At 70.6% G+C, this 21,195-nt stretch carries 21 protein-coding genes and 2 pseudogenes; 8 read left to right on the top strand and 15 right to left on the bottom strand.

Annotated elements, in window-relative coordinates; translation table 11 throughout:
• Positions 1–6: 6 nt before the first annotated feature.
• The 5 genes from kdpF to ACQF4J_RS04680 all read right to left on the bottom strand — a co-directional run bounded on the left by kdpF (position 7) and on the right by ACQF4J_RS04680 (position 4,485).
• Complete coding sequence (gene kdpF / locus ACQF4J_RS04660) at positions 7–96, bottom strand: K(+)-transporting ATPase subunit F (protein ID WP_033264828.1); 90 nt, start codon at positions 94–96, stop codon at positions 7–9.
• A 228-nt stretch (positions 97–324) separates the two neighbouring features.
• A complete protein-coding gene (locus ACQF4J_RS04665) occupies positions 325–1,083 on the bottom strand; it encodes a DUF4118 domain-containing protein (RefSeq protein WP_427164680.1) in 759 nt (252 codons plus the stop codon).
• Between the two features lie 198 nt (positions 1,084–1,281).
• Positions 1,282–2,580 carry an SLC13 family permease gene (locus tag ACQF4J_RS04670; RefSeq protein WP_427164682.1) on the bottom strand — a complete coding sequence of 433 codons (1,299 nt, stop codon included), beginning with the start codon at positions 2,578–2,580 and terminating at the stop codon, positions 1,282–1,284.
• On the bottom strand, positions 2,577–3,830 hold the full coding sequence (locus ACQF4J_RS04675; protein WP_427164683.1) for a cation:proton antiporter: 1,254 nt from the start codon (positions 3,828–3,830) through the stop codon (positions 2,577–2,579). The genes ACQF4J_RS04670 and ACQF4J_RS04675 overlap by 4 nt, the downstream gene beginning before the upstream one ends.
• A 193-nt stretch (positions 3,831–4,023) precedes the next feature.
• Positions 4,024–4,485 carry a CBS domain-containing protein gene (locus ACQF4J_RS04680; RefSeq protein WP_319749337.1) on the bottom strand — a complete coding sequence of 154 codons (462 nt, stop codon included), beginning with the start codon at positions 4,483–4,485 and terminating at the stop codon, positions 4,024–4,026.
• Positions 4,486–4,670: 185 nt separating this feature from the next.
• On the opposite strand from ACQF4J_RS04680, the gene ACQF4J_RS04685 reads away from it, so the two are divergent.
• Positions 4,671–5,582, top strand: coding sequence for an alpha/beta fold hydrolase (locus ACQF4J_RS04685; protein WP_427164684.1), 912 nt, complete (start codon positions 4,671–4,673; stop codon positions 5,580–5,582).
• A gap of 116 nt (positions 5,583–5,698) precedes the next feature.
• Here ACQF4J_RS04685 and ACQF4J_RS04690 read toward each other — a convergent pair whose 3' ends face one another.
• Complete coding sequence (locus ACQF4J_RS04690; protein ID WP_427164685.1) at positions 5,699–5,911, bottom strand: hypothetical protein; 213 nt, start codon at positions 5,909–5,911, stop codon at positions 5,699–5,701.
• 44 nt (positions 5,912–5,955) lie between these two features.
• On the bottom strand, positions 5,956–6,402 hold the full coding sequence (locus tag ACQF4J_RS04695; protein ID WP_427164686.1) for a hypothetical protein: 447 nt from the start codon (positions 6,400–6,402) through the stop codon (positions 5,956–5,958).
• 232 nt (positions 6,403–6,634) lie between these two features.
• Here ACQF4J_RS04695 and ACQF4J_RS04700 point away from each other — a divergent pair, with 232 nt between their 5' ends.
• A complete protein-coding gene (locus tag ACQF4J_RS04700; protein WP_427164688.1) occupies positions 6,635–7,693 on the top strand; it encodes a PucR family transcriptional regulator in 1,059 nt (352 codons plus the stop codon).
• Positions 7,694–7,829: 136 nt separating this feature from the next.
• Here the strand turns inward: ACQF4J_RS04700 and ACQF4J_RS04705 are convergent, their stop codons facing one another.
• Entirely contained in the window at positions 7,830–8,354 is a 525-nt protein-coding gene (locus ACQF4J_RS04705; RefSeq protein WP_427164690.1) for a TerD family protein, read from the bottom strand.
• A gap of 161 nt (positions 8,355–8,515) precedes the next feature.
• Positions 8,516–9,277 (bottom strand): class I SAM-dependent methyltransferase, encoded by a 762-nt coding sequence (locus ACQF4J_RS04710; protein ID WP_427164691.1) that lies wholly within the window; start codon positions 9,275–9,277, stop codon positions 8,516–8,518.
• A gap of 198 nt (positions 9,278–9,475) precedes the next feature.
• On the opposite strand from ACQF4J_RS04710, the gene ACQF4J_RS04715 reads away from it, so the two are divergent.
• Positions 9,476–10,318, top strand: a complete 843-nt coding sequence (locus ACQF4J_RS04715; RefSeq protein WP_427164692.1) for a GNAT family N-acetyltransferase — start codon at positions 9,476–9,478, stop codon at positions 10,316–10,318.
• Entirely contained in the window at positions 10,315–10,926 is a 612-nt protein-coding gene (locus tag ACQF4J_RS04720) for a GNAT family N-acetyltransferase (protein WP_427164695.1), read from the top strand. The genes ACQF4J_RS04715 and ACQF4J_RS04720 overlap by 4 nt, the downstream gene beginning before the upstream one ends.
• A gap of 241 nt (positions 10,927–11,167) precedes the next feature.
• Here the strand turns inward: ACQF4J_RS04720 and ACQF4J_RS04725 are convergent, their stop codons facing one another.
• The gene (locus ACQF4J_RS04725) at positions 11,168–11,674 is read right to left on the bottom strand and encodes a MarR family winged helix-turn-helix transcriptional regulator (RefSeq protein WP_427164697.1); all 507 of its coding nucleotides are present in this window, start codon (positions 11,672–11,674) and stop codon (positions 11,168–11,170) included.
• Between the two features lie 149 nt (positions 11,675–11,823).
• Between ACQF4J_RS04725 and lgt the strand changes: the two genes are divergently transcribed.
• Together lgt and ACQF4J_RS04735 are read left to right on the top strand one after the other, a co-directional pair.
• Positions 11,824–12,714, top strand: coding sequence for a prolipoprotein diacylglyceryl transferase (gene lgt, locus ACQF4J_RS04730; protein WP_427164699.1), 891 nt, complete (start codon positions 11,824–11,826; stop codon positions 12,712–12,714).
• Positions 12,711–13,541 (top strand): phosphatase PAP2 family protein, encoded by an 831-nt coding sequence (locus ACQF4J_RS04735; RefSeq protein WP_427164701.1) that lies wholly within the window; start codon positions 12,711–12,713, stop codon positions 13,539–13,541. Before lgt ends, ACQF4J_RS04735 begins: the two co-directional genes overlap by 4 nt.
• Here ACQF4J_RS04735 and ACQF4J_RS04740 read toward each other — a convergent pair.
• On the bottom strand, positions 13,496–13,690 hold the full coding sequence (locus ACQF4J_RS04740) for a hypothetical protein (RefSeq protein ID WP_358593623.1): 195 nt from the start codon (positions 13,688–13,690) through the stop codon (positions 13,496–13,498). The genes ACQF4J_RS04735 and ACQF4J_RS04740 overlap by 46 nt on opposite strands.
• Positions 13,687–15,140: pseudogene (locus ACQF4J_RS04745) on the bottom strand (MFS transporter). Before ACQF4J_RS04745 ends, ACQF4J_RS04740 begins: the two are co-directional and overlap by 4 nt.
• Before the next feature lie 241 nt (positions 15,141–15,381).
• Here ACQF4J_RS04745 and ACQF4J_RS04750 point away from each other — a divergent pair.
• Positions 15,382–15,501: pseudogene (locus tag ACQF4J_RS04750) on the top strand (three-helix bundle dimerization domain-containing protein); the annotation flags it as partial.
• Between the two features lie 266 nt (positions 15,502–15,767).
• On the opposite strand, the gene ACQF4J_RS04755 reads toward ACQF4J_RS04750, so the two are convergent.
• Both ACQF4J_RS04755 and ACQF4J_RS04760 read right to left on the bottom strand, forming a co-directional pair.
• Entirely contained in the window at positions 15,768–15,995 is a 228-nt protein-coding gene (locus tag ACQF4J_RS04755; protein ID WP_427164703.1) for a hypothetical protein, read from the bottom strand.
• Positions 15,996–16,495: 500 nt separating this feature from the next.
• Positions 16,496–18,304: a stealth family protein gene (locus ACQF4J_RS04760; RefSeq protein WP_427164704.1), complete on the bottom strand. Its 1,809-nt coding sequence runs from the start codon at positions 18,302–18,304 to the stop codon at positions 16,496–16,498.
• A gap of 247 nt (positions 18,305–18,551) precedes the next feature.
• Between ACQF4J_RS04760 and ACQF4J_RS04765 the strand changes: the two genes are divergently transcribed.
• Positions 18,552–19,097 carry a hypothetical protein gene (locus ACQF4J_RS04765; protein ID WP_427164705.1) on the top strand — a complete coding sequence of 182 codons (546 nt, stop codon included), beginning with the start codon at positions 18,552–18,554 and terminating at the stop codon, positions 19,095–19,097.
• Between the two features lie 63 nt (positions 19,098–19,160).
• On the opposite strand, the gene ACQF4J_RS04770 is transcribed toward ACQF4J_RS04765, so the two are convergent.
• Positions 19,161–21,152: a hypothetical protein gene (locus ACQF4J_RS04770; RefSeq protein ID WP_351563742.1), complete on the bottom strand. Its 1,992-nt coding sequence runs from the start codon at positions 21,150–21,152 to the stop codon at positions 19,161–19,163.
• Positions 21,153–21,195: the final 43 nt, after the last annotated feature.

Below are 21,195 nucleotides of genomic sequence, written 5' to 3' on the forward strand. Positions count from 1 at the left end.
TCACCGTCAGAACCTCTCCGGGAAGACGAGGGCGAGGACGAGGTAACCCAGGAGCGCGACAGCCACGACCAGGCCGACGATGTTCTCAGCGGTCACAGCTTCGCCACCCCCTTGGCGACAAGGGCCACCAGCGCGAACGCCGCGATGACGGCGATGACGAAGGCCACGTCGGCCATCGAGAGCTCCTGAATGAGGTCGGTTCGTTGGATCAGACCCGTACAGGAAACCCGCTGATCGGCCGGATTCCGCTTCCCTTAACGGGCCTCATACGGCAGCTCGGGCAGCCTTGACGCCCCTCTTACGGCTCGTACGGTTCTTCCGGCCTCAGGCCGGCGTGCGGCCGTTCGTCAGGCCCGCCGTGTCCAGGGCGGCACCCGCCTGGTCCGCCAGCGTCACCGCGACCAGGCGGGCCTTGAGCGACGGGGCGCTCCCGGGTGCAGGGGCCATCATGAACCGCCCGAAGTAGTGGCCGTTGCCGTACGCCCGCAGCTCGATCTCGCCCTCCGGCCAGCCTGCCACGTCGACATCCCAGTGCCGTCGGCCCACCGCCACCGACCCGTCCTGCTCCAGCCTGGGCGGTCGTCCCATGAGCGTGCCGTACTCGAAACGGCACGTACGCAGTCCGAGCAGTTCGATCAGCTGACGCCGTACGTGCTCGACCACGGGGTCGGCCGAGCGGCTGGTCCGGGCGAGGTCGGCCGTCTCGTGGATACGGTGGAGGTGGTCGGCGTCGGTCACGGTGACCACTTCCAAACGCCGGGCGTGCACCGCGAGTTGGGAGACGATGAGGCCGACGGCCAGGAGCAGGACAGCGGTTTCGATGTCGTCGGTCTCCGTCATGGTGAACCGCTCGTAGGGTTCGGTGAGGAAGAAGTCGAACCACGCGGCCGCGGACAGCGCGGCGAGCGCGCCCGTGATCCGGTTGCCGACCGCCGCGACCGCGACGACCATCACGACCAGGATCAGGGCCGCGTTCGTGTTCGAGAGGTCGGTGCGGAAGGGCACGAGTGCCAGGGCAACCAGGAACGGCCCGAGCAGCGCGCCGGCCGCGGCGATCCGGTCCCGCAGCGGAAAGCCGGTCATGTGTCCTCGCCTCCTGTGGTCTGCGTGGCACGTGCCGCCCCTGCTCAGCGACGGCAGGCACGGGCGGGCTGCCGGCGGCATCCACCTGCTGCCCAAGGAGACACTCCCCTCACCGAAGCGCTTCGGCCGACCGCCGGACACGGTTTTGACACATCCCTGGCGCCTGACACCTGGGTCTTGACGCCTTCTTGATGCTGGTCACGCGAGCGCGAAGTAACGCAGCCAAACGTAAGCCAGGGAGATCGCCACGGTCACGGCGGTCACGACCAGCCCGTACTTGGTGAACTGCCAGAAGGAGATGGGCTGCCGGTTGCGCTCGGCGATCCCGAGGACGACCACGTTGGCGGAGGCCCCGATGGCGGTGGCGTTGCCGCCCAGGTCGGCGCCCAGCGCGAGGGCCCACCACATGACATGGTCGCTCGCGCCGCCCACGTCACGCACCAGGTCGGCGGTGATCGGGGCCATCGTGGCGACGTAGGGAATGTTGTCCACGATGCCCGACAGCACCGCCGATCCACCGAGCAGGGTCAGGGAGCCGCCCAGCTCGTTGCCGCCGATCAGGTCCGCCAGTTTCTGCGAGATCTCGCCGACGACGCCGGTGTCGATGAGACCGCCGATCATGACGAACAGGCCGGCGAAGAAGGCCAGGGTGGGCCATTCCACCTCGGCCAGGACGTCGTGGGTGTCGACGGTGGAGACGGCGATCAGCAGTCCCGCGCCGAGCAGGGCGACGATGCTGGGCTCGTAGTGCAGCACCGGATGCAGAACGAAGCCCGCGACCACGAGGGCGAGGACGACCAGGCCCTGGACGAGCAGACGCCGGTCCCTGATGGCCTCGTCCTCCTGCAGTGCCATGATCTCGGCGGCTCGCTCCTCGTCGTAGACGAAGGACTTGCGGAACATCACCCGGCACAGAGCGAGCAGGACGACCACCAGCAGGGCGGAGAGCGGGGCGAGGTGGACGAGGAAGTCGTTGAAGGTGAGGCCGGCCCGGCTGGCGATGATGATGTTCGGCGGGTCACCCACGAGGGTGGCCGTGCCGCCGACGTTCGAGGCCATGACCTCGGCGATCAGGAACGGCGCGGCCGGCAGCACGAGGCGTTCGCAGACCAGCAGGGTGACTGGGGCGATGAGCAGGACCGTGGTGACGTTGTCGAGGAGCGCGGACGCGACCGCGGTGATCACGACGAGCATGGTCATGACCCGGAAGGGTTTCGCGCGGGCCCGCTTGACCGCCCAGATCGCCAGGTACTCGAACATGCCGGTCTTCTTCAGCACGCCGACGATCATCATCATGCCCATCAGCAGGAAGATGACGTTCCAGTCGACGCCGGAGTCCTCGGAGTAGAACGCCGAGACGTCGTCGGTCGCCCCGATCGCCAGCATCAGCCCGGCGCCGCCGAGGGCGACGGCGACGCGGTGGATCTTCTCGCTGATGATCAGGGCGTACGCGCCGACGAAGACGATGATCGCGGCCCAGCTGTGCCAGTCGTTCACGTTCCTCCGGTTCCTGGGTGCACCTGCAGTGATGCGGTCTGGGGGGTGTTCGTGTGGTGGGGGCGGTCCGGGAGGCCGGCCAGGTCCTCGACGTCGAAAGCGCGGGCGATCGGTACGTCCGTGGAGCTGTGGGCCACGATCGAGAACGCGATGCACACGGCGATGAGCGTGAACGCCTCTTCGGCCTGCGGGATGCCGGACTGCAGCACCAGCAGGCCGTACACCACCGATGCGAAGCCCTTCGGGCCGAACCAGGCCGCGACCAGCTTCTCCCGGCGGGAAAGGCGGGTGCCGAGCAGCGACAGCAGGAGTGAGGCCGGGCGGATCAGGAAGATCGCCAGGATCACGGCCGCGTAGCCGCCGAGCGACAGGTCGCTGAACAGGTGCGGGGTGAGCAGGGCGCCGAAGACCAGCAGAGCCGCGAACTTCGCCAGCTCCGCCAGGGCTTCGCCCAGCGGTTCGAAGGACACCCTCGCCTCCGGTGAGACGTGCGCGAGGACCGCACCCGCCGAGAACGCCGCGAGGTAGGGGTTGGCGTGGGTGAGGTGGCAGGCCGCGTACAGGATGATGCCGGTCGCCAGCGGCAGCAGCGGTTGCAGTTTGGGCTCGGCGCCGAGCAGCCGGAACCGCACCAGCCAGTTGACCAGCAGGGGCAGCGTGATGCCGAAGAGCAGGCCGAGCAGCAGCTCCACGGCGATCTTGCCTGGAGACGCCTCCATGCCGGACGCCGTGGGCCCCGCCGCCGCGATGAGGAGCATCACCACGGGCAGGGCAAGCCCGTCGTTGATGCCGCTCTCCACGTTCAGCAGCTGGCGCAGCTTTGCCGGAACCTCCCTGCGGCCCACGATCGCCGAGGCGAACACCGGGTCGGTGGGCGCGAGCACCGCGCCGACCAGGAACGACGTCGTCCAGTCCAGGCCCACCAGGAAGTGGGTGACCAGTGCCATGAAGACGAACCCGAGCGGCATACCGAGGCCGAGGGCGCGGGCCGGGTTCTTCCAGTTGGCGCGCAGCTTCGGCAGCGAGACGTGCATGCCATCGGTGAACAGCACCGCGAACAGGGCTAGATCGGCCGTTGCAGAGACCATCTCGCTGTCCGGCGTGATGTGGATCAGCCCGAGGAAGCCGTCGCTCACGAGCGCCCCGCCGGCCAGGAAGAGGAAGGACGTGGACAGCACCGTCCGTGCCGCCAGGCCCGACAGCAGCACCGCCACCAGCAGCGCTACGCCGAACACCACCACCAGCACCATGGCAAACGCCCCGATCGGAAGAGAGATCTGTCCTCAACTCGCCGACCAGGCTTCCCGGCACACCGGGTGGAACCTTACCTGCTCTTGATACGTCTTTGACAGGTTGCTTATACCCACGCCTCGGGCCCGAAGATTGCCGGACACCGGCAAGTTCGGGGTGGCGGGCGACGTCACGGACCTTGCCCGGGCCCGCTCAAGAGGCGGCGTTCAGCAGCCGCTCCAGCAGGTGGGCGGCAGTGATCACACCGAGCAGCCGCACACCGCTCTTGTCCTTGTCCACTACCGCCACCAGTGGGCTGCGCACCTGCGCCATCAGCGCGGCGACCTCCAGCGCGGTCGCGTCCGGCTCGGCGACCGGCGGCGCGGGCAGGCTCTTGGACAGGCAGTCGCGGACCGTACGGCCCGCAAGCGCCTTGCACAGCTTGTCGGCATGGCGTTCGTCGACGACTGCGGCCAGGGTCGGGTCATCGATGACGTACGCCGGCACGACAACCTTGATCATCTGGGATGCCGGCAGGATCGCCTTCGGCGCACCCTTCTCATCGAGCACCAAGAGGGCGGGCAGCCTGTGCTCGGCCATCAGCCGCGCCGCCGCCATGGCGTCGGTGTCGACGCCGACTGTCTCGTACTCCACTGCCAGGTCTCGTGCCCGCACGGTCGGCTCCTGATTTTCGTTCTGTGTCCCGTTGGGGGGACGCGGCACGCGGACCAGCCGTCGCGCGGGACCTCCCAGGTCATTGTGATGCAATCGAAGCGAGCGGCCACGCCCGCGTTCTTCCGGTTTCCGAGCGGGTGGGACACAGCAGGCGCAGCCGCCTTCCGCCATCCCGAGGGCATGCTGTGAGACGCACACTGATACATGGTGATGACGACGACCCGGCCACGGAAGTCGTCGAGTTGACGGTGGGAAAGGTCGAGTACCGCTTGCAGCGTCGCGGCCGGGCGACGGTCATCGTCTTCTACGGTGGCCACATGCGGGCGGGCCTCGCCCTCGGCGAGGACGTCTTCGCCGACGCGGACTGCTCCGTGCTGGTTCCGTCGCGGCCCGGGTACGGCCACACCCCTGTCTCGACCGGCCGGTCGGCCAGCGGCTTCGCCGACGTCACGGCCGCGCTGTGTGCGCGGCTCGGCATCACCAACGTCGCGGCGGTGGTCGGTGTCTCCGGCGGAGGACCCACCGCGGTCGCGATGGCCGCGCGCCATCCGGCGATCGTCGAACGGCTGATTCTGCAGAGCGCCGTGGGACCGCTGCCCTGGCCCGATCGCCACACCTACCTCGGCGCACAGGTGATCTTCGGACCGGGCCGGGAGCGGGCCACCTGGGCGCTCGTGCGCGCTCTCGTCCGGCGCGCCCCGGACACGGCTCTACGACTGTTGCTGCGCGACCTCACGACCCTTCCGGCCGCCGAGATGGTGGCGGGCCTGCGGCCCGAGGACCGGGTGCAGCTGACAGCACTGTTCTCACGGATGAGATCGGGCCACGGTTTCCTCAACGACCTCAGGGACCTCAGGGCTGATGCCGATCCAAGGCTCCTGCTGGCCGACGTCACCCAGCCGAGCCTGGTCATCGCGAGCCGTCGTGACGGCGCCGTGCCGTTCACCCATGCCCAGGCCCTGGCCGCGGGGCTACGGCACGCGGATCTTCTGGAGAGCTCGGCGGACAGCCACTTCGTCTGGTTCGGCGACGACTGGCCGGCGGTCGCGGCACGTATGCGGAACTTCCTGTCGGCCGGCCCGGCGTCGGCCTTGTAAGTGCAGGCCGCGTGGCACCGGGACACGAAGCAGGATCGGCCCCACCCGCAAGCGCTGACGCCGCAGCCTTACGCGCATCCAGCCCGCCGGACACCTCAGCCGAAGCCGCAACCGCCTCAGGCCCGATCGGCCACCACCGCCATCGCTGCCCCCACGACAGCGCCGCCCACGACCGCCAGCACCCAGGCGGCGAGCAGCACCCAGGCTTCGACGAGATCGCTGGTCCGTCGCAGCGGACGCGCCGCCACCGCCACAGGACCACGGTCGTCAGCCGGCGCCCACGCCACACCTCCGCCATGTGCTGTCACCTCCTCGTCCACGAGCGGCACGCCATCGTCAGTCTGCTCCTGCCCCAGCCTCAAGGTGAGGGCTGCTACTGGTCGTTGGGCCGCACCGCATGCCGGTCCTGGAAACCGGTCGTGAGCCCGATCTCGGTGAGGGCATGGCCGGAGCGGCACTGGTCGGAGAAGCAGCGGCGCAACCGCCGGACGAAGAAACACGTCAGCCACCAGGCGGCGAACAGCCCCACCACCGGTACCACCAGCCGCAGTATCCCGGTCAGGGTCCCCGTCGGCGACAACGCCGTGAGCAGCACGGCCGCTCCGACGCCGAGGATCCAGGCGAGCACCGTCAGCAGGGACACCGCGACGGCCACCGGCACACCGCCCATTCCCAGGCCGTCGAGATCCGTGTCGGCGTCGAAGCTGTCCGAGGCGGTGATACCGAGGGCCACCAGCACCCAGAAGCCCACGACTACGACCATTGCCGCGGTGAACAGGATCACGGGCAGGCCGGTGGCGGCCTCCACGAGCATCCGCATCTTCCGGCCCCCCTCCGTGTACGGCCCGGACGGACGACACGCTGCGCCCGCGCCGGGCCCCGGGCGGCTGCCAGTGCCCGGCATCGGAACCTTCCGCACTGCTCCCCGCACGTCATGGTGTACGCCTGCGACCCGCCGCGCATTGCCGGTCCCCGGCAGTGTTCATTAGTGTCTGCGTGCCGGTGAACCGCCAAGAAACCATCACCGAGACATAAAGATTCCGGGGGACGACGTGACCGAGCGGGAGATACCCGACGCGTATCTGGAGGGCTACGCCCGGATCCTGGCCGAGGTCTCGGCCACCGGCCGGCGCCTGACCCGCCAGGAGATCGAATCGCGCCGCGCGCTCGGGGAACAGGCCGCGGACGCCGGCCATGGACTGCGTGCCCTGGTAGGAGCCCACCTGGCCGCGGCCCGCACGGCCCGGCTCGGCGCTCCCGGATCGGTCGACAGCACGCTCGCCGCCGTACAGCAGGTCATCGACGCCTTCGCCGAGGGCTACGAGCGCGCCCAGCTGCTCGCCGTACGCCAGGAGGAGGCCGCACGCCGGGAGTTCATCGACGACCTCCTGTACGGCCGCAGCGACCTGGGCCGCCTCGCCGAACGCGCCGAGCGCTTCGGGCTGCGCCTCTCCCACGCCCACGCGGTCGCCGTCGCCCAGGGCCGCGCCGCCTACGGCGAGGGCGACCCAGTACCCAGGCAGGTGGAGCACGCGCTCATCGCCCGCTTCGGCAACCGCAACGTGCTGCTCACCACCAAGGACGGCCGGCTGCTGTGCGTCGCGCCCGGCCACGAGGACGAGGTCCTGCCCTACTTCGCCAAACAGGCGCACGCCGCCACCGAGGGCGGCCGGGTTGCCATCGGCCGCCCGCAACCGGGCCCGGGCGGAGTCGTCCAGTCCTACGAAGAAGCCCTCAGCGCCCTGGCGATGGCCGAGCGCCTCGGGCTCGACGACCCGGTGCTGCGCGCCGCCGACCTGCTCGTCTACCCGGTCCTCACCCGAGACCGTCAGGCCATGGCCGACCTCGTGGTGAACACGCTCGGCCCCCTCACCACCGCCCGGGGCGGCGCCCAGCCCCTCCTCGACACCCTCACCGCGTACTTCGAATCCGGCTGCGTCGCGGCCGAGGCCGCCCGCCGTCTGTCCCTGAGCGTGCGGGCCATGACCTACCGCCTTGACCGCATCCACCAGCTCACCGGCGCCAACCCGGCTGATCCAGCGCACCGTTACAAACTCCAGACCGCCGTCATCGGCGCCCGGCTCCTGGACTGGCCGGCCGAAGAGCTGTGACAGCGGCGGCCGTCAGTCGGGGCAGCAGAACGAAGCCTCCGAAGGCGACCCCTACCCGGCCGTGCGGAACCCGACGGCACTTGCAACCCGCGCGAACCGCCGACCTGCGGCTGTCGGCGGCGATCCGACATCACGGCTACCGGGTGCTGCCCATCTCCGCGGCGAACAGCACCGGGTCGGCGTCGAACCCCCGGACCATCTCGCGAAATGCCCACCCGGACGTTTCTCTGCCGAACTCCGCGACCGTCGCCGCCGTCGCATCGGCGACCTGCGCGAAATCGTCCACCAGCAGCTCCCGGTACCCCTCGACGACAACCACCCCGGCGTTCGACAGGTCACCGAAGGTACGGGGACCGCCATCCTGGTGGATCGCCACTCCGCCCACCACCCGCCCGTATGCGGGCGACATCCGGTCGAACTCCAGCACCATCACCTCGACGAACCCGAAGCCCATCCCGGTCTCGCTGTGCCGGCTCATGGTGATCGTGCCGTCCGGCGACCGGCTCTCGGTGTGGACGACGTACACGGGCCGCCCGTAGGGATCGTCCACCGCATAGGTCGCGGCGATGATGTCGAGATGCCGAGGCGGCTCCCCATACGGACTCGGATCCCACCGGAGCTTCACCTCGGCCCTGCCCAGGGCCTCACCGACACCGCTCACCCTGCCACTCCCGGTCAGGCACCGCGAAACACCCCCGCAACGTCAAGTATGTGCTCTGACCAGGATCTTGACGCCTCCTTAGCTCGATTCTCCAGAAGTCGCCGAGTCGAGAGCGGGGTACCGGGGCCCCTCGCTATTCGGACCGGGCAGACCGCACAAGATCACGAGCGCACGGCCACCAGCAGATCAACCAGGTAGCTCTCCTCGACCGTGCCATGCGGGAAGGATTCACCCAGGAGCTTGCGTTCACCGGCGAAGAACGTACGCCGGCGGGTCTCGTCCAGGACGAGGAACGCCGAGCGGCTACCGATGTTGGCCAGGTGCACGTCGAGGGAGACCACCCGGGTCCAGCGCACCTGGCGGCGTGTGACCCGCAGACCTGTCAGGCCCGCCAGCCGGACGGCATCGCTGTCGTCTGGGCGTGTGGCGGGCCGCGGTCTCGTCCCGCAGCAACGCGTGATGCGCTCGTGCTGTGAACGGATCCACGGAACGTCGAAGGCCGTGGTGTTCCACCAGATCGCCAGCGCACCGCTCGGGCGCAGGACACGAAGCGCCTCCGGGACGGAGCGGGCCGGATCGGTCCACTGCCAGGACTGCGCGTAGGTGATGAGGTCGCAGGAAGCACCGGCCAGCGGCAGGGCGTTGCCGTCTCCGCGCACGACCGGCACGTGCGAGAGCGCCCTGCTGCACTCGCGTGCCATGGCCTCACCGGGCTCGACGGCGATCACCTCGGCGCCTCTCTTACACAGCAGCGCGGTGGCAATCCCTGTGCCCGCCCCGACATCGGCGACACGGGCACCGGCCAGGGCGCCACCCGTCAGTTCCTCGACGGCGTCGAAGAGCGCAGGCGGATACGACGGCCGGCTGGCCGCGTACTGGGCGGCGGCCATGTCGAACGACTGTGCACGAGAGCTGACTGTCATCTCCTCATCATCGGGCCGCACTTGGGCAAAACGAGACCGACCGCCACTCCGGTGATCGTTTCCGGTCACGGCAGCGGGCGGCGGCGAGGAGAGGTCCGGCCCCGGGTGTGGACGATTTCCGCTCCGAAACCGTAAGGATTTCCCCCGGCCCGGCTCAGCAGGTGGCGGCTAGCCTCGGACCATGAATGTGGAGACGGGATGCCGCCGAACATGAACCATGTGCCGCTGTTCTGCGATGTCGCCCTGGCGGAGCGCATCGAGCACGCCGAGACTCAGCTGATGGCCGCGGCGGCCGAAGCGGCCCGGCTGCGACGGGGTGACGACACCGGGTTCGTCGTGCGCGTGGCCGGCGGGGTGGCCACGTACGCCGAGGACGGCTCGCCCTTCAACAAGATCGCGGGACTCGGCTTCGACCGCGTCCCCGACGTAGCCGCGCTCGACGGCATCGAGAACGCCTTCGCCGAGCGGGGCGCTCCCGTCCAGGCCGAAGTGGCACATCTGACGGATCCGGCGGTCGGCGCTCTGCTGACGGAGCGCGGATACCGGCTGGCCTCCTTCGAGAACGTGCTCGGTCTTGCCCTCAAGGGCGGCCACGAGCGAGTGGTCCCACCCGGCATCGAGGTCCGCGTGTGCCGCGACGACGAGTTCGACGCATGGCTGGAAGCCGTGGCCGACGGCTTCGCCCACCCCGATGCCCAAGGCGTTCCCGCGCACGAGGATTTCCCCCGTGAGGTGCTTGCCGCCGCCGAGCGGGACTTCACCGCGGCGGGTGTGGTGCACTACGTCGCCCTGTGCGACGGCGTCGTCGCCGGAGGCGGCAGTCTCCGCACGGCGGACGGCATCGCCCAGCTCACCGGCGCGGCGACCGCTCCCGCGTACCGCCGGCGCGGCGTCCAGACGGCCCTCCTCTCGGCCCGGCTCGCCGACGCTGCCGCCGCTGGCTGCGATATCGCCGTGGTGACCACGCAGCCCGGTTCCAGGTCCCAGCAGAACGTGCAGCGCCGGGGTTCCACCTGCTGTACACCCGAGCCGTACTGGTGAAGGACGCACCACCGCCCGGCACCGCGGTTCACTCCGACGCGTCGCTCGCCGACCGGGCAGCTCGCACGGCCCAGGGAGCGTGGGACGAGACCCCGGACGGGGTGCGCGTGGTGGAGTACGAGGGCTCGCGGGAGAAGCTCAGGCCGTTGTTCGCACTGGCCGAGGACTCACCGGAGCAACTCGCGTCCTACATCGAGGACGGGCGCGTGCTCGTCGCGTTGCGAGGAACGGACGTACTCGGTCATCTGCAATTGGTGGGCACCGCTCAGGCCGGCGAGTTCGAGATCAAGAACATGGCCGTACGGGAAGACCTTCAGCGCACCGGTGTCGGCAGGCGTCTGGTGCAGTGCGCGATGGACCTGGCAGCCGGCGAATCAGCTCAACGCCTGCTGGTCGCCACGGCCACGGCCGACACCGGGAACCTGCGCTTCTACCAGCGACAGGGGTTCCGTCTGCAGACCATCGAACGGGACGCCTTCACCGCCCGCACCGGCTACCCACCCGGCCTGCTGATCGACGGCATCGCACTACGCGACCGGATCTGGCTCGACTACCCGCTCGCCCCGGCCACACCGAACTGCCCCACCCGTCCGCCCAGCGAGATCTGATGACGCCCGTGGCCCCACGAGGGACCCGCGCGCACGCGGCGAAGCGGTCTCCATCCTCACGCACACCGTCTCGGATGAACCGCCTCCAGGATTGAGGCCAGCCGTCCTTTTCCGTTCCCTGACCGGCTCTGACCGCCCAGCACTGCTCGCAACGCTCCATGACCAACGTCTCCGGCATCGAGAGGCCGGTGCTGACGCTGCGGTTGCCGTGTGCAGCCGGCCAACGGCCTGATACGACGGGTCAGTCCATCGCCGGGCCATCACCCGGCTCGCCCAGGTTCTCGGCGAGCTGGAAGAGGGCGGGCAGCGCGGCGGCGAGGGCCGCGCGATCGGCATCACCGAGGGCGGCGAGCGCCGCGTCCATACGGCGTTCGTGGGCGCCGGTCCACGCCACGAGCTGCTCGCGACCGGCGTCGGTGAGGGTGACGACCGAGGCACGGCGGTCGACGGGATCGACCGCGCGAACCACCAGCCCAGCGGTGATCATCTGGCCGATCAGTCCGCTGACCGTGCTGGGAGCCAGACGCTGGCGAGTGGCCAGCTCACTGACCCGGGCGGGCGAGTGCTCGCCCAGCACCTGCAGCAACTCGACCTGCGCCATGGGGAGGGCTTCCCACGGGTAGTCGGTGCGGATCGAGGAGCGCAGTGCGCGACGCAGCCGGGTCACGGCCTCGGTGAGCAGGCGGGCGTCCGACGCCTCGCCGGTGGGCGGCGGCAGGGGGATATCGGAGCGGGGCTGCGCGGACATGCGGCAAGGGTAGCCGGGACAGCCGTGTACCCCTGTTCGTCCGGCGTGACGCCCGCCCGTCAATTGCTTCGGTGTCCGATGTATTGTCATCCAGATCCCTCCCCGGCCCCGGCGGCCGGTCCCCCGCGCACGCGAGAACGGTCGAGCCCATGAACCTCGCCTACCTGCCCAGCCCCTCACAAGGGGTGTGGCACCTCGGGCCGCTGCCGATCCGCGCGTACGCGCTGTGCATCCTGGCCGGCATCTTCACGGCTGTATGGCTCACCGGCCGCCGCTGGGAAGCGGGGGGCGGGCGGCGTGAGGACATCGCCGACATCGCGATCTGGGCGGTACCGTTCGGCATCCTCGGCGGGCGCCTCTACCACGTGATCACCGACCCCGAGCTGTACTTCGCCGCCGGCAAGCAGCCCCTGCACGCCCTGTTCATCTGGGACGGCGGCCTGGGCATCCCCGGCGCGGTGGCCCTGGGCGCGGTCGGCGCCTGGCTCGGCTGCCGTCGCCGCGGCATCAAGCTCGCCGACTTCGCCGACGCCGTCGCGCCCGGCCTGGTACTCGCCCAGGCGATCGGCCGCTGGGGCAACTACTTCAACCAAGAGCTGTACGGCCGCCCCACCCAACTGCCCTGGGCGTTGTACATCGCCCCGGCCAACCGCCCCGCGGACACCCCCACCGTCGCCCTATACCACCCGACCTTCCTGTACGAGTCCCTGTGGGACCTCGGCGTCATGGCACTGCTGCTCTGGCTGGACGCCCGCCACCACCAACGCCTGCGCCGCGGGCGCCTGTTCGTCTGCTACGTCCTCGCCTACACCACGGGACGGGCCTGGATCGAGGCGCTGCGCATCGACCACGCCAACCACTTCCTGGGCCTGCGCCTCAACGACTACGTCTCCCTGCTGCTGTTCACCGGCGCACTCGTCTACCTGATCGCCAGCCGGCGCCCCCGCAGCGGCGACGACGCCCCGTACCCGCCAGCCGACGATCGAAAGAACGCTCTGAGGTCAATCGCGAACCGCGCTTCCGGCCGGGAGCGGGTGTGAGCGCGGCTCCTGATGCCACGCGGGTCGGCGCTGGCGAGGCCCGTGCCGGGTGGCGTCCGGGTCCGCTGCTGCCCGCGAGGTTGCGCCCCCTGGACCGGCCCCGCCTGTGGACGGAGCTGGTCTGCACCGGACTGCTGTACTGGGCCTACACCCTCACCCGCAACGCCGTGCCCGCCCATCGCACCGCCGCCCTGCACCGCGCGCACGCCATCTGGCACGCCGAGCAGGAACTGCACCTGAACATCGAACTGACCGTGAACCGCGCGGCCGACCGCGTCGGCTGGCTGATCGTGGGGATGAACTACTACTACGCCACCCTGCACTTCATCGTCACCATCGGCGTACTGGTGTGGCTGTACGTCCGGCGCAGCGGCCACTACCGCTCCGTGCGCACGGCGCTCTACACGGCAACCCTGCTGGCCCTGATCGGCTTCGCCTTCTGTGCCACGGCGCCACCCCGCTTCCTGGCCGGGCAGGGGTTCATCGACACGGTGGTCGTCCACCACACCTGGGGCTCCTGGGCCTCCGGAGACGTGGCGTCGCTGTCCAACCAGTACGCCGCCATGCCCTCGGTGCACATCGTGTGGTCCGCCTGGTCCGGCCTGACGGTGGCCTTCCTGGCCCGCCGCACCTGGGTACGCGTCCTGGGCGTCTGCTACCCGCTGGCGACCTTGACCGTCATCCTGGCCACTGCCAACCACTTCGTCACCGACGCCGTCGCCGGGGCCGCCATCCTCACACTCGGCTTCCTCATCCAGCGTCTGCTCACCGGCCGCCCGGCCTACGCACCACTGCGGCGGAACGCCCTGACCGCCAGCCAGCCCTGACGCAGCGCCAGCACCGCCCACACCCCCGCCACCGCGGCCAGCCAGCGCGCCTTTAGCATCACCGCCCCGGTCGCGGTCAGGGCAGTGACCACGACATCCGTACCGGCCATCAACGCGTCCGGCACCCAGGCGGCCACCTGCCAGTTCACCGTGTCCGCACCCGCCCGGCGACCCGTCGCCGTGGTCCCGGAGCCGCCGAGCCAACAGCGACTGCGGACGCCCCGACCAGGACCAGCGACGCCCAGCGAGCGTCGGCCGAGACCCCTCCGCCGGCGAGGTGCAGCGCGAGCGCGACGAGCGCGACGCCCAGCGCCGTACCCAGACCTCGGGCCATGTTGACCAGTCCGCCACCCGTACCGGACGAATGCGCAGGGATCGCCCCCATGATCAGCGTGTTGTTGGCGGGCGTGAACGTGCCCAGCCCGAGCCCGGTCAGCAACAGCAACGGCGCGAGCCCGGACACGGTCAGCGGCACCACCAGTAGCCCGGACACCGCCACGGTGAAGAGAAGAGCACCCATCAGACAGCGGCCCCGGTCCGTCAACGCGCACGGCAGCAGACGATCGCCGCCGGTCGCAGCCAGCGCGAACCCGGCTGGCAGCGCCGTCAGTACCAGCCCCGCGGTCAGTTCCGACACTCCCCGCGCGGTCAGCACCACGGGTACGAGCACCAGCGGCCCGAACAGCACCAGGTATCCGCTCAGTGCGCCGACCAGACCGAAAGCCACCGACCGAACCCGCAGCAGCGCCAGGTCCAGCAGCGGCGCCGGGGCCCTTCCTTGCCGGGCGACGAACCCCCAGCCCGCCAGGGCCGCCACGGCGAACAGCAGGCCGACGCCCCATCCGGGCATGGCCAGCCCGGAAGCCGCCGACACGCTCAGCAACGCAGCCGTGGTCGCCACCGTCAGCAGCCCCAGCCCTCCCCAGTCGAACTCTCCGACGCGCGTCCTGGCGCGCGTACGCGGCAGCAGATAGTGACCGGCCACCAGCGCGACCAGTCCGATCGGCACATTGACACCGAACACCCACCGCCAGCCGAGCGTGGACACCAAGGCCCCGCCCACAGTCGGGCCCAAGGCAAGCCCGAGGGCCTGCGCGGCGGCCTGCACCCCAGGGCGGTGCGCATCCGTTCCCGCGGCGCGCTCGTGGTCACCAACGCCACACTGTTGGCCTGCATCAGCGCGGCCCCGGCCGCCTGTACGACGCGGAAAGTCACCAGCGCCGTCAATGACGGGGCCAGACCACAGGCGGCAGACGCCAGTGTGAACACCGCGAACCCGTACAGGTACAGAAGTTTGCGGCCGTGGGCGTCCGCCAGCCGCCCGGCCGGGACCAACAGCGCCACCAAGGTGAGCAGATACGCCAGCGACACCCACTCCACCGCCGCCAGCGAGGCACGGAACTCGGTGCGCAGGCTTCCGTAGGTCAGCGTCACGATGCTCGCGTCCAGCTGCCCCATGAACGCCCCGAAGCACACCGTGCCCACCGCCAGCCACCAGGCGTTCGGCCGCGACCGTATGCCCTCCGGGCGGGCCCGCTCCCGCGTGAGTGCGACGGACAAACGACCCCTGCTCCGGCGGCGAGTCATTTGCGTGACCATGACCCCCACATTACAACGGCTACCGAACTATTCTGCTACCGTCCCATCTCGGGGCCCGACGGCAGCACCGCCAACCGGCCGGCCGAGGAATGTCCAACGGCGCTGTCGCGGGCCCTGCCCGAGAAGTCACTGAGCCCCGACGTCAAGGGGAGTCATGCTGATCGAACCCGACGAGGACGTCGCCATCGGCCGCGTCACCGACAACCTCAAGACCTCATAGAACGACAGCCGCACGCCCAGCGAGGTCGAGGCCGCCGTCGACATCGCCTACGCCTCCTTCAAGGGCCTGCCCATCCGGACCTACGTCCCCGTCCTGGTGGAACGCCAGGCACGCCGCATCCTGAGCGAGCACTCCGGCTGATCGCCGCCGACACCCAAGGCCCCGCCTTTCATGAGAGGCAGATTTGTCTGCACGGCCGTCAGCAGTTCCGTCTGAGTCGGGCGGGCCTGCAGCGGCGCAGATTCAGCCTCCCGCCACGGCGAGAGCGCTAACGGTGACCGCCCGAGCGATGAGCATCAGACCTTGTCCGGAGCACGGCCCACGGTGTGGCGCAGAACAGGCGGCACATCAGCCGTGGTCGGCGGGGGTGTGCGCGCCGGTTAGGCAGTGGGCGAGGTGGGACGCTCTCACGCCCCGGCGCCACTCCCCTCCCCTGCGGGGCGGTGGGCCTCCTGCGCGTGCTGACGATAACTGCGAATCTCCCTGAGCGGCAGCACGACGACCGCGAGGTTCAGGGGGAAGGCGATCGCATTGGCCACTTCCGGGATGTCGAAAGCGCGCAGCAGACTCGCCCCGGCAGCGATCAGGAAGAAGGCGAGCGGCAAGGACCTTCGCCAGGTGGGAAGGTCGGGCATCCGGGCGACGGTGACAGCGCACCACAGGGTGAGGCAGAAGAAGGTGATCCCGAAAGCAGCGACTGTCCGCCCTGGCGGGAGACGCGACCGCGGCGGCCAGGCCCGCCGCCAAGCCGGTCATCAGCGTCCTGCGGGACGGGCCGGGCGTCGGGAGCAGCTGCATACGGCCATCCTTCGATCGGTCGGTCGGTGACGGCGGTTCAGGCGTGGCGGGAAGCCGGCGGCCGCTGGAGCCGGTGCCCGAGGGACAGACGCGGGAGCGCTCCCACGGGCAGCCGCCCTTCAAGGTGACCGCCTCACCCGTCCCGGTCAACCCCTCGCGTAAGAAGCCGCGACTCTCTTCACGAAGGAAAAGGGTGGGGCGGCGCACGACCTCCCCAGGACCGCGCCGCCCCACTCCGGTTGATACGGCGCCCCTCTACCCCGGCTCACCGCGATCAATCCCCGGGCCCGGCGAGATCTCCGGCCGGCGTCGAGCGGGCCGCTCGACCGCGGGCGGTTCAGGTCCGTGTCTCGTACGGGCCGGGAAGCGGGAAGTACGCGTTCAAGAACGCGACCAGCAGGGCCTGTTGGGCCGGCAGGTCCTGTTCCTGCGAGACCGTGTCGTTGAGACAGAACACGTGCCGGTCCCGACGCGCCAGCAGGCTGCCCAGGCGGGCCGCGAGCGCCGGGTGGGAGAGGTCGAGGTAGGCGTAGCGAAGCCGGGCGGGGACGGCGCGGGCGGTGTGGAAGGCGTAGTAGTGATGCAGGGAGGAGACGATCGACAGGTCGTCGAGGCTGCGCACCCGGTGGCTCGCGGTGGCGTGATGCCGACGGGGGAACCTCTCCTCGATCTCGTACAGGACGCTGCGCCGCAGCGCGTGCGGTGTGTGCTTCATCTTCTGGCTGATCGTGGTGCCGAAGGCGGCCTCGATCAGGGCCCGGTTGTTCTTGCCCGCGGCGGCGACGGGCGTGTCCTCCTCGGACGGCGGGCCCTGGGGGATGAGGGCGGTCGAGGGGAAGAACTTGGTGAGGCCGTTGGCGAGGAAGAAGTCCTGGGGCGTGGTGGGCCGGCCGAGGAAGACGTCGTCGTTGAAGTACAGGAAGTGTTCGGACAGGCCGTCGATGTGGTGCAGTTGGCTTTCGATGGCGTGGGAGTTGTACGTGGGCAGCAGGCTCGGGTCGTCGAAGATGTCCTTGTGGCTGACGACGCGCAGACCGGGCACGCTCACGTCCAGCCAGGAGGGGGTCTGCTCGTCGGTGACGAGATAGACCGTGCGCACCCAGGGTGCGTAGAGGTGCAGGGAGCGCAGTGAGTAGCGCAGTTCGTCGCGGTTGAGATAGCGGGCCGCGTTCGCCGCCTCCTGGTGATAGCCCTGCCCGGTGCAGGCCTCGCGGCGGCGCAGCCACTCCGGGTCGTCGCCGTCGACCCATGTGTACACGGCGTCCACGGGGAAGCGGATGTCGTCGGGCGCGGGACGGGCGAACTCCCTTCGCGTACGCACCCGCGGCAACGGGGGTTCGGCGGGGGCGAGCCAGGTGAACAGGGAGTCGGAGGCGTACACCGGGGCGTCCGTGCGCGGCACCCGGTCGGCCGTGGGGTTGGGCCGCGGGGCGAGCAGGGTGTCGCCTTCCCGGGGCCAGAACTCCACGTCGCAGCCGTACTTGGGCCCCAGCGTCAGTCGACCGTCGGGATCACCGTAGTACCAGGTCACTCGGATGACGTCGGCGAGAGCCAGTCGTCGCCAGGCGGCGCGGTGGAAGCCCGGGCGGGTCGCCCGTCGCTCGTGCCACCGCGTGTCGAGGGAGCAGACGTAGCCGGGTCGGGCCCGGCACGCCGCCGCCAGGGCCCGCAGAACGGGCCGCCGGTCGTCGGCGGCGACCGCGACGGCCGCCGCGGTGTGGCTGCGGCCGCGGACGCAGAAGTAGTCGATGCCCGCGTCGTCGAGGGTGCGGCGCACCGCCGCCGCGTTGGCGTTGCGCGCCGCCAGCGGTGAGATGTCCGGCCCTACCGTCACCGCCTTGGGGACGTCCCGCACCAGACGCACGGCACGGTCAGGGCCCCCGTACAGGCCCGGTCGCAGGCACCGCAGCCAGTACGCGCGCATCCTGCCCAGAAGGTGCCGCAGGGACGGCACCACCGCGATGTACTGCTTCATCCGCGCGCGGGCCGCGGTGGACGTACGGGCCGCGACGGCGCGTCTGACCCGTGCGGGAACGAGGCGGCGATAGGTGCGCAGCAGCGCGGACCCCTCGAGGCTACGCCGGACCGCGGGTGCCGCCCGCGTCGCCCTGGACGGCGTACGTCTGTGGGGAGTTGCCGTACTCATGATGCCGTCCTCCCCCCCCCCGTGCGTCACGTGGCTTCACTGATCAATGTCTCGCCGTGGGGAGCGTCGGCGCGCGGGTCCGGCGTCCCCGATCGAGGGCCGGACGGGCAGGCAACCGCGGGACGTTCGGATACTCACGCCCCGGCAGGACGTCCGCGTTCACGCAGAGGCGGCCGCACGTCTGGCGCCTTCATCCGTGAACGCGGAGCATGCTGGTGGGTACAGGAACGGGTCGGGAGGTGGGCGGATGCGGTGGTGGGCCGGAGCATGGGCGGTCGCCGCGGTGCTGGCGCTGGCCGCGTGCGGCGCGTCGGACGGCGGCGGGTCGGCGGCGGGCAGCCCCTCGGGCCGCCCCTCGCCGGAGCCCTCGGCCGGCACCCCGGCGCAGTCGTCCCGGCCGCCCTCGTCCTCCGCGTCGTCCGGAGCGGCCGCCTCGCCCTCCCCCTCGGCCACCGGCTGTGTCGCGGGGCTGGCGCGGGTCACCGTCGGACCGGGCGACCCGGTTCAGCGACGGTTGTGCGCACGACCGGGAACCGTGATCTCCCTGGTGCTGCGGCCCCGGGTGGACGACAAACGGTGGACGGACGTGCTGAGTTCCGCGCCGGTCTTCGTCGTGGTGACCGGCTGGCGTCTGGACACCGACGGCACCGCGCACGCCACCCTGCGGTGCGCGGGGACCCGGGGCGGCACCGCCAGGGTCACCGCGCCGGCGAAGGCACCGGACGTGGCGGGCGCGGCGCGGGTCGCGTTCACACTGGACGTGACCGTGACCCCGTATCCGCGGGAGGGCTGAGCCGGCGGCTCCCAGGACCGGCCTTGCGCCGGCCGGCCCTGACGCGTCGGTGCCCGGGTGCGCTCATCCGACGAGGTCGGTCGACTCCCACAGTGGCCGGTCCTCGGCGAGCTCCGCCGCGCCCTTGTCGGCCAGGGCGTTGACGGCGGCGTTGAACCGCGCCATGGAGGTGGGCCGGTCCGGGCCCAGGACGTACTCCTTGAGCGTGCGGCGGTGCGGGGCCATCGGGTCGTGCCGCGGCTCACGCACCGAACGCAGGATGTCCGTCAGGCGACCGCAGGCGCGGTCCAGCAGATAGGCGCCGCCCGCCGTGGTGTAGGCGGCCCGGAACTCCTCGTCGGACAGGTCGTGGGCGTTGGTCAGCACATACGGCTTGAGACTGGCGACGAAGTCGGCGACCACGGAGGACACGTCGCTGATGAGCACGTCGGCCTGGTTGAAGCACTCGTAGAGGGTGGGAAGTTGCTCCAGGACCACGTGGTGCGCGACCGGGCCGCGGCTCTCCCAGAAGAGCCGGTGCCACTCGGCGTGCAGGTCGTGCCACTCGGCGGCGTCGTCGTGCTCGGGCACACGCGCCTCGCGGGTCTGCTGGGCGTCGTCACCGGCCTGCCGTCCGGCCAGTTCGTCGAGCCGCGACCGGATCTGCGTCAGCCGCGAGCGGACCGCGGCGGAGGCCGACCGCGCAGGCACCGCCTCCCGGCGCTCGTTGTCGGCGTCCAGCAGCTCGCGGATCGCCCGGTCCGCGGCGGCCGCTTCGGCCGAACGACGGCCGGTGAGCGGATGCGGCTTGTAGAGGATCCGGACGTCTTCGGCGAGGAGCTTCTCGATGAGGGGAACGCCCATCGGGATCAGGGAGGTGTGGCAGTCGTCGTCGCTCCAGCCCTCCCAGGTGGGGGCGTACATGACGACCGGCCGGGGGCCCGGTGTGTGATCGGCGTGCAGCCGGATCGGCGCCAGCTGCGGGCGGCCCACCTCGACGATGGCGTCCTCGCTGATGGCGTGCCGGACGCGGCGGTAGCGGTCGCGGCCGGCCCGGCCCGCCACCCAGATCTCGTCGTAGACCTTGCTGACCCGGTTGCTGCTGGCCAGCTTGTCGCTGTCGCCGTGGCCGATGAAGACGTGTTTGGCCTCGGCCACGCGCAGCATGTGCACGTTCTTGCCGGCGTTGCCGGGATAGAGGACGACCCGGATGCCGGACAGGTCGAGCTCGGCGAGATCATCGGCCTTGGGCACGCAGAGGACGGGGAGCCGGGTGCGGCTGAGATGACGGAACGAGGCCCGTTCACGCAGGATGATCAGCGGGCGCCGGTCGAGCCGCTCCAGCGTCTCGATCCACATGTTGACCTGGTACATGAAGTCCCGGGACACCGCGGCGAAGCTGAAGTACAGCGCCACCTCGGGCCGGTAGGCGGCGAGTTGGCGATTGACCTCGGCGAAGATCTCCTCTCGCGGCGGCATGCGGCGCGCCCGGACGTACTGCCCCAGCAGCGCGGCCACCGCGACCAGGGTCACGCCGACGGTCAGGGCGAGGCCGACGTACGCCGACTCCCAGCGGCCGGTGGCCAGCGCGGCCAGCAGTCCCACGTGGGCGGCGAGGTCCAGGTGGAGGAGCTTGCGCAGGAAACGCCGGAAGAGCGCGGCGGGCGGCTGCTTCGGGATGGGCAGCGCGCTCATGTCGAGGTTGCGCGCCACCAGCGGCAGCACCCGCCGTCTGCGGATCGCGTGGTGCAGCGCGGTGAACAGCATCACCAGCGCGAAATGAGCGCTGAAGACGGCGAGTGCGGCGACCAGCACAAAGTCGGGCGCGTTCATCCGGTCGGCCAGGGCGAGCAACATCACCGTCCGCACGGCGAACCGCAGCGTGCGGTCGAGCTGCAGCGTGGCCAGCCGGCGGACGAAACCGGGAGCGCGGATGTGCAGCGCCTCGTCCGCGAGATAACTGACGGTCGACGCCACGGCGAAACCGCCCAGCGACGGCAGCAGCGCGCAGACGGGCAGGGCCGCGAAACCGGCGGCCAGCAAAAGGACGAGGAGCAGGTCAGAGGTACCGCGCACGCGCAGGACACCACACAACCGACGGGCCATCATGGACAAGGTT

The organism is Streptomyces sp. C1-1 (assembly GCF_050214755.1).
GTDB lineage: Bacteria > Actinomycetota > Actinomycetes > Streptomycetales > Streptomycetaceae > Streptomyces.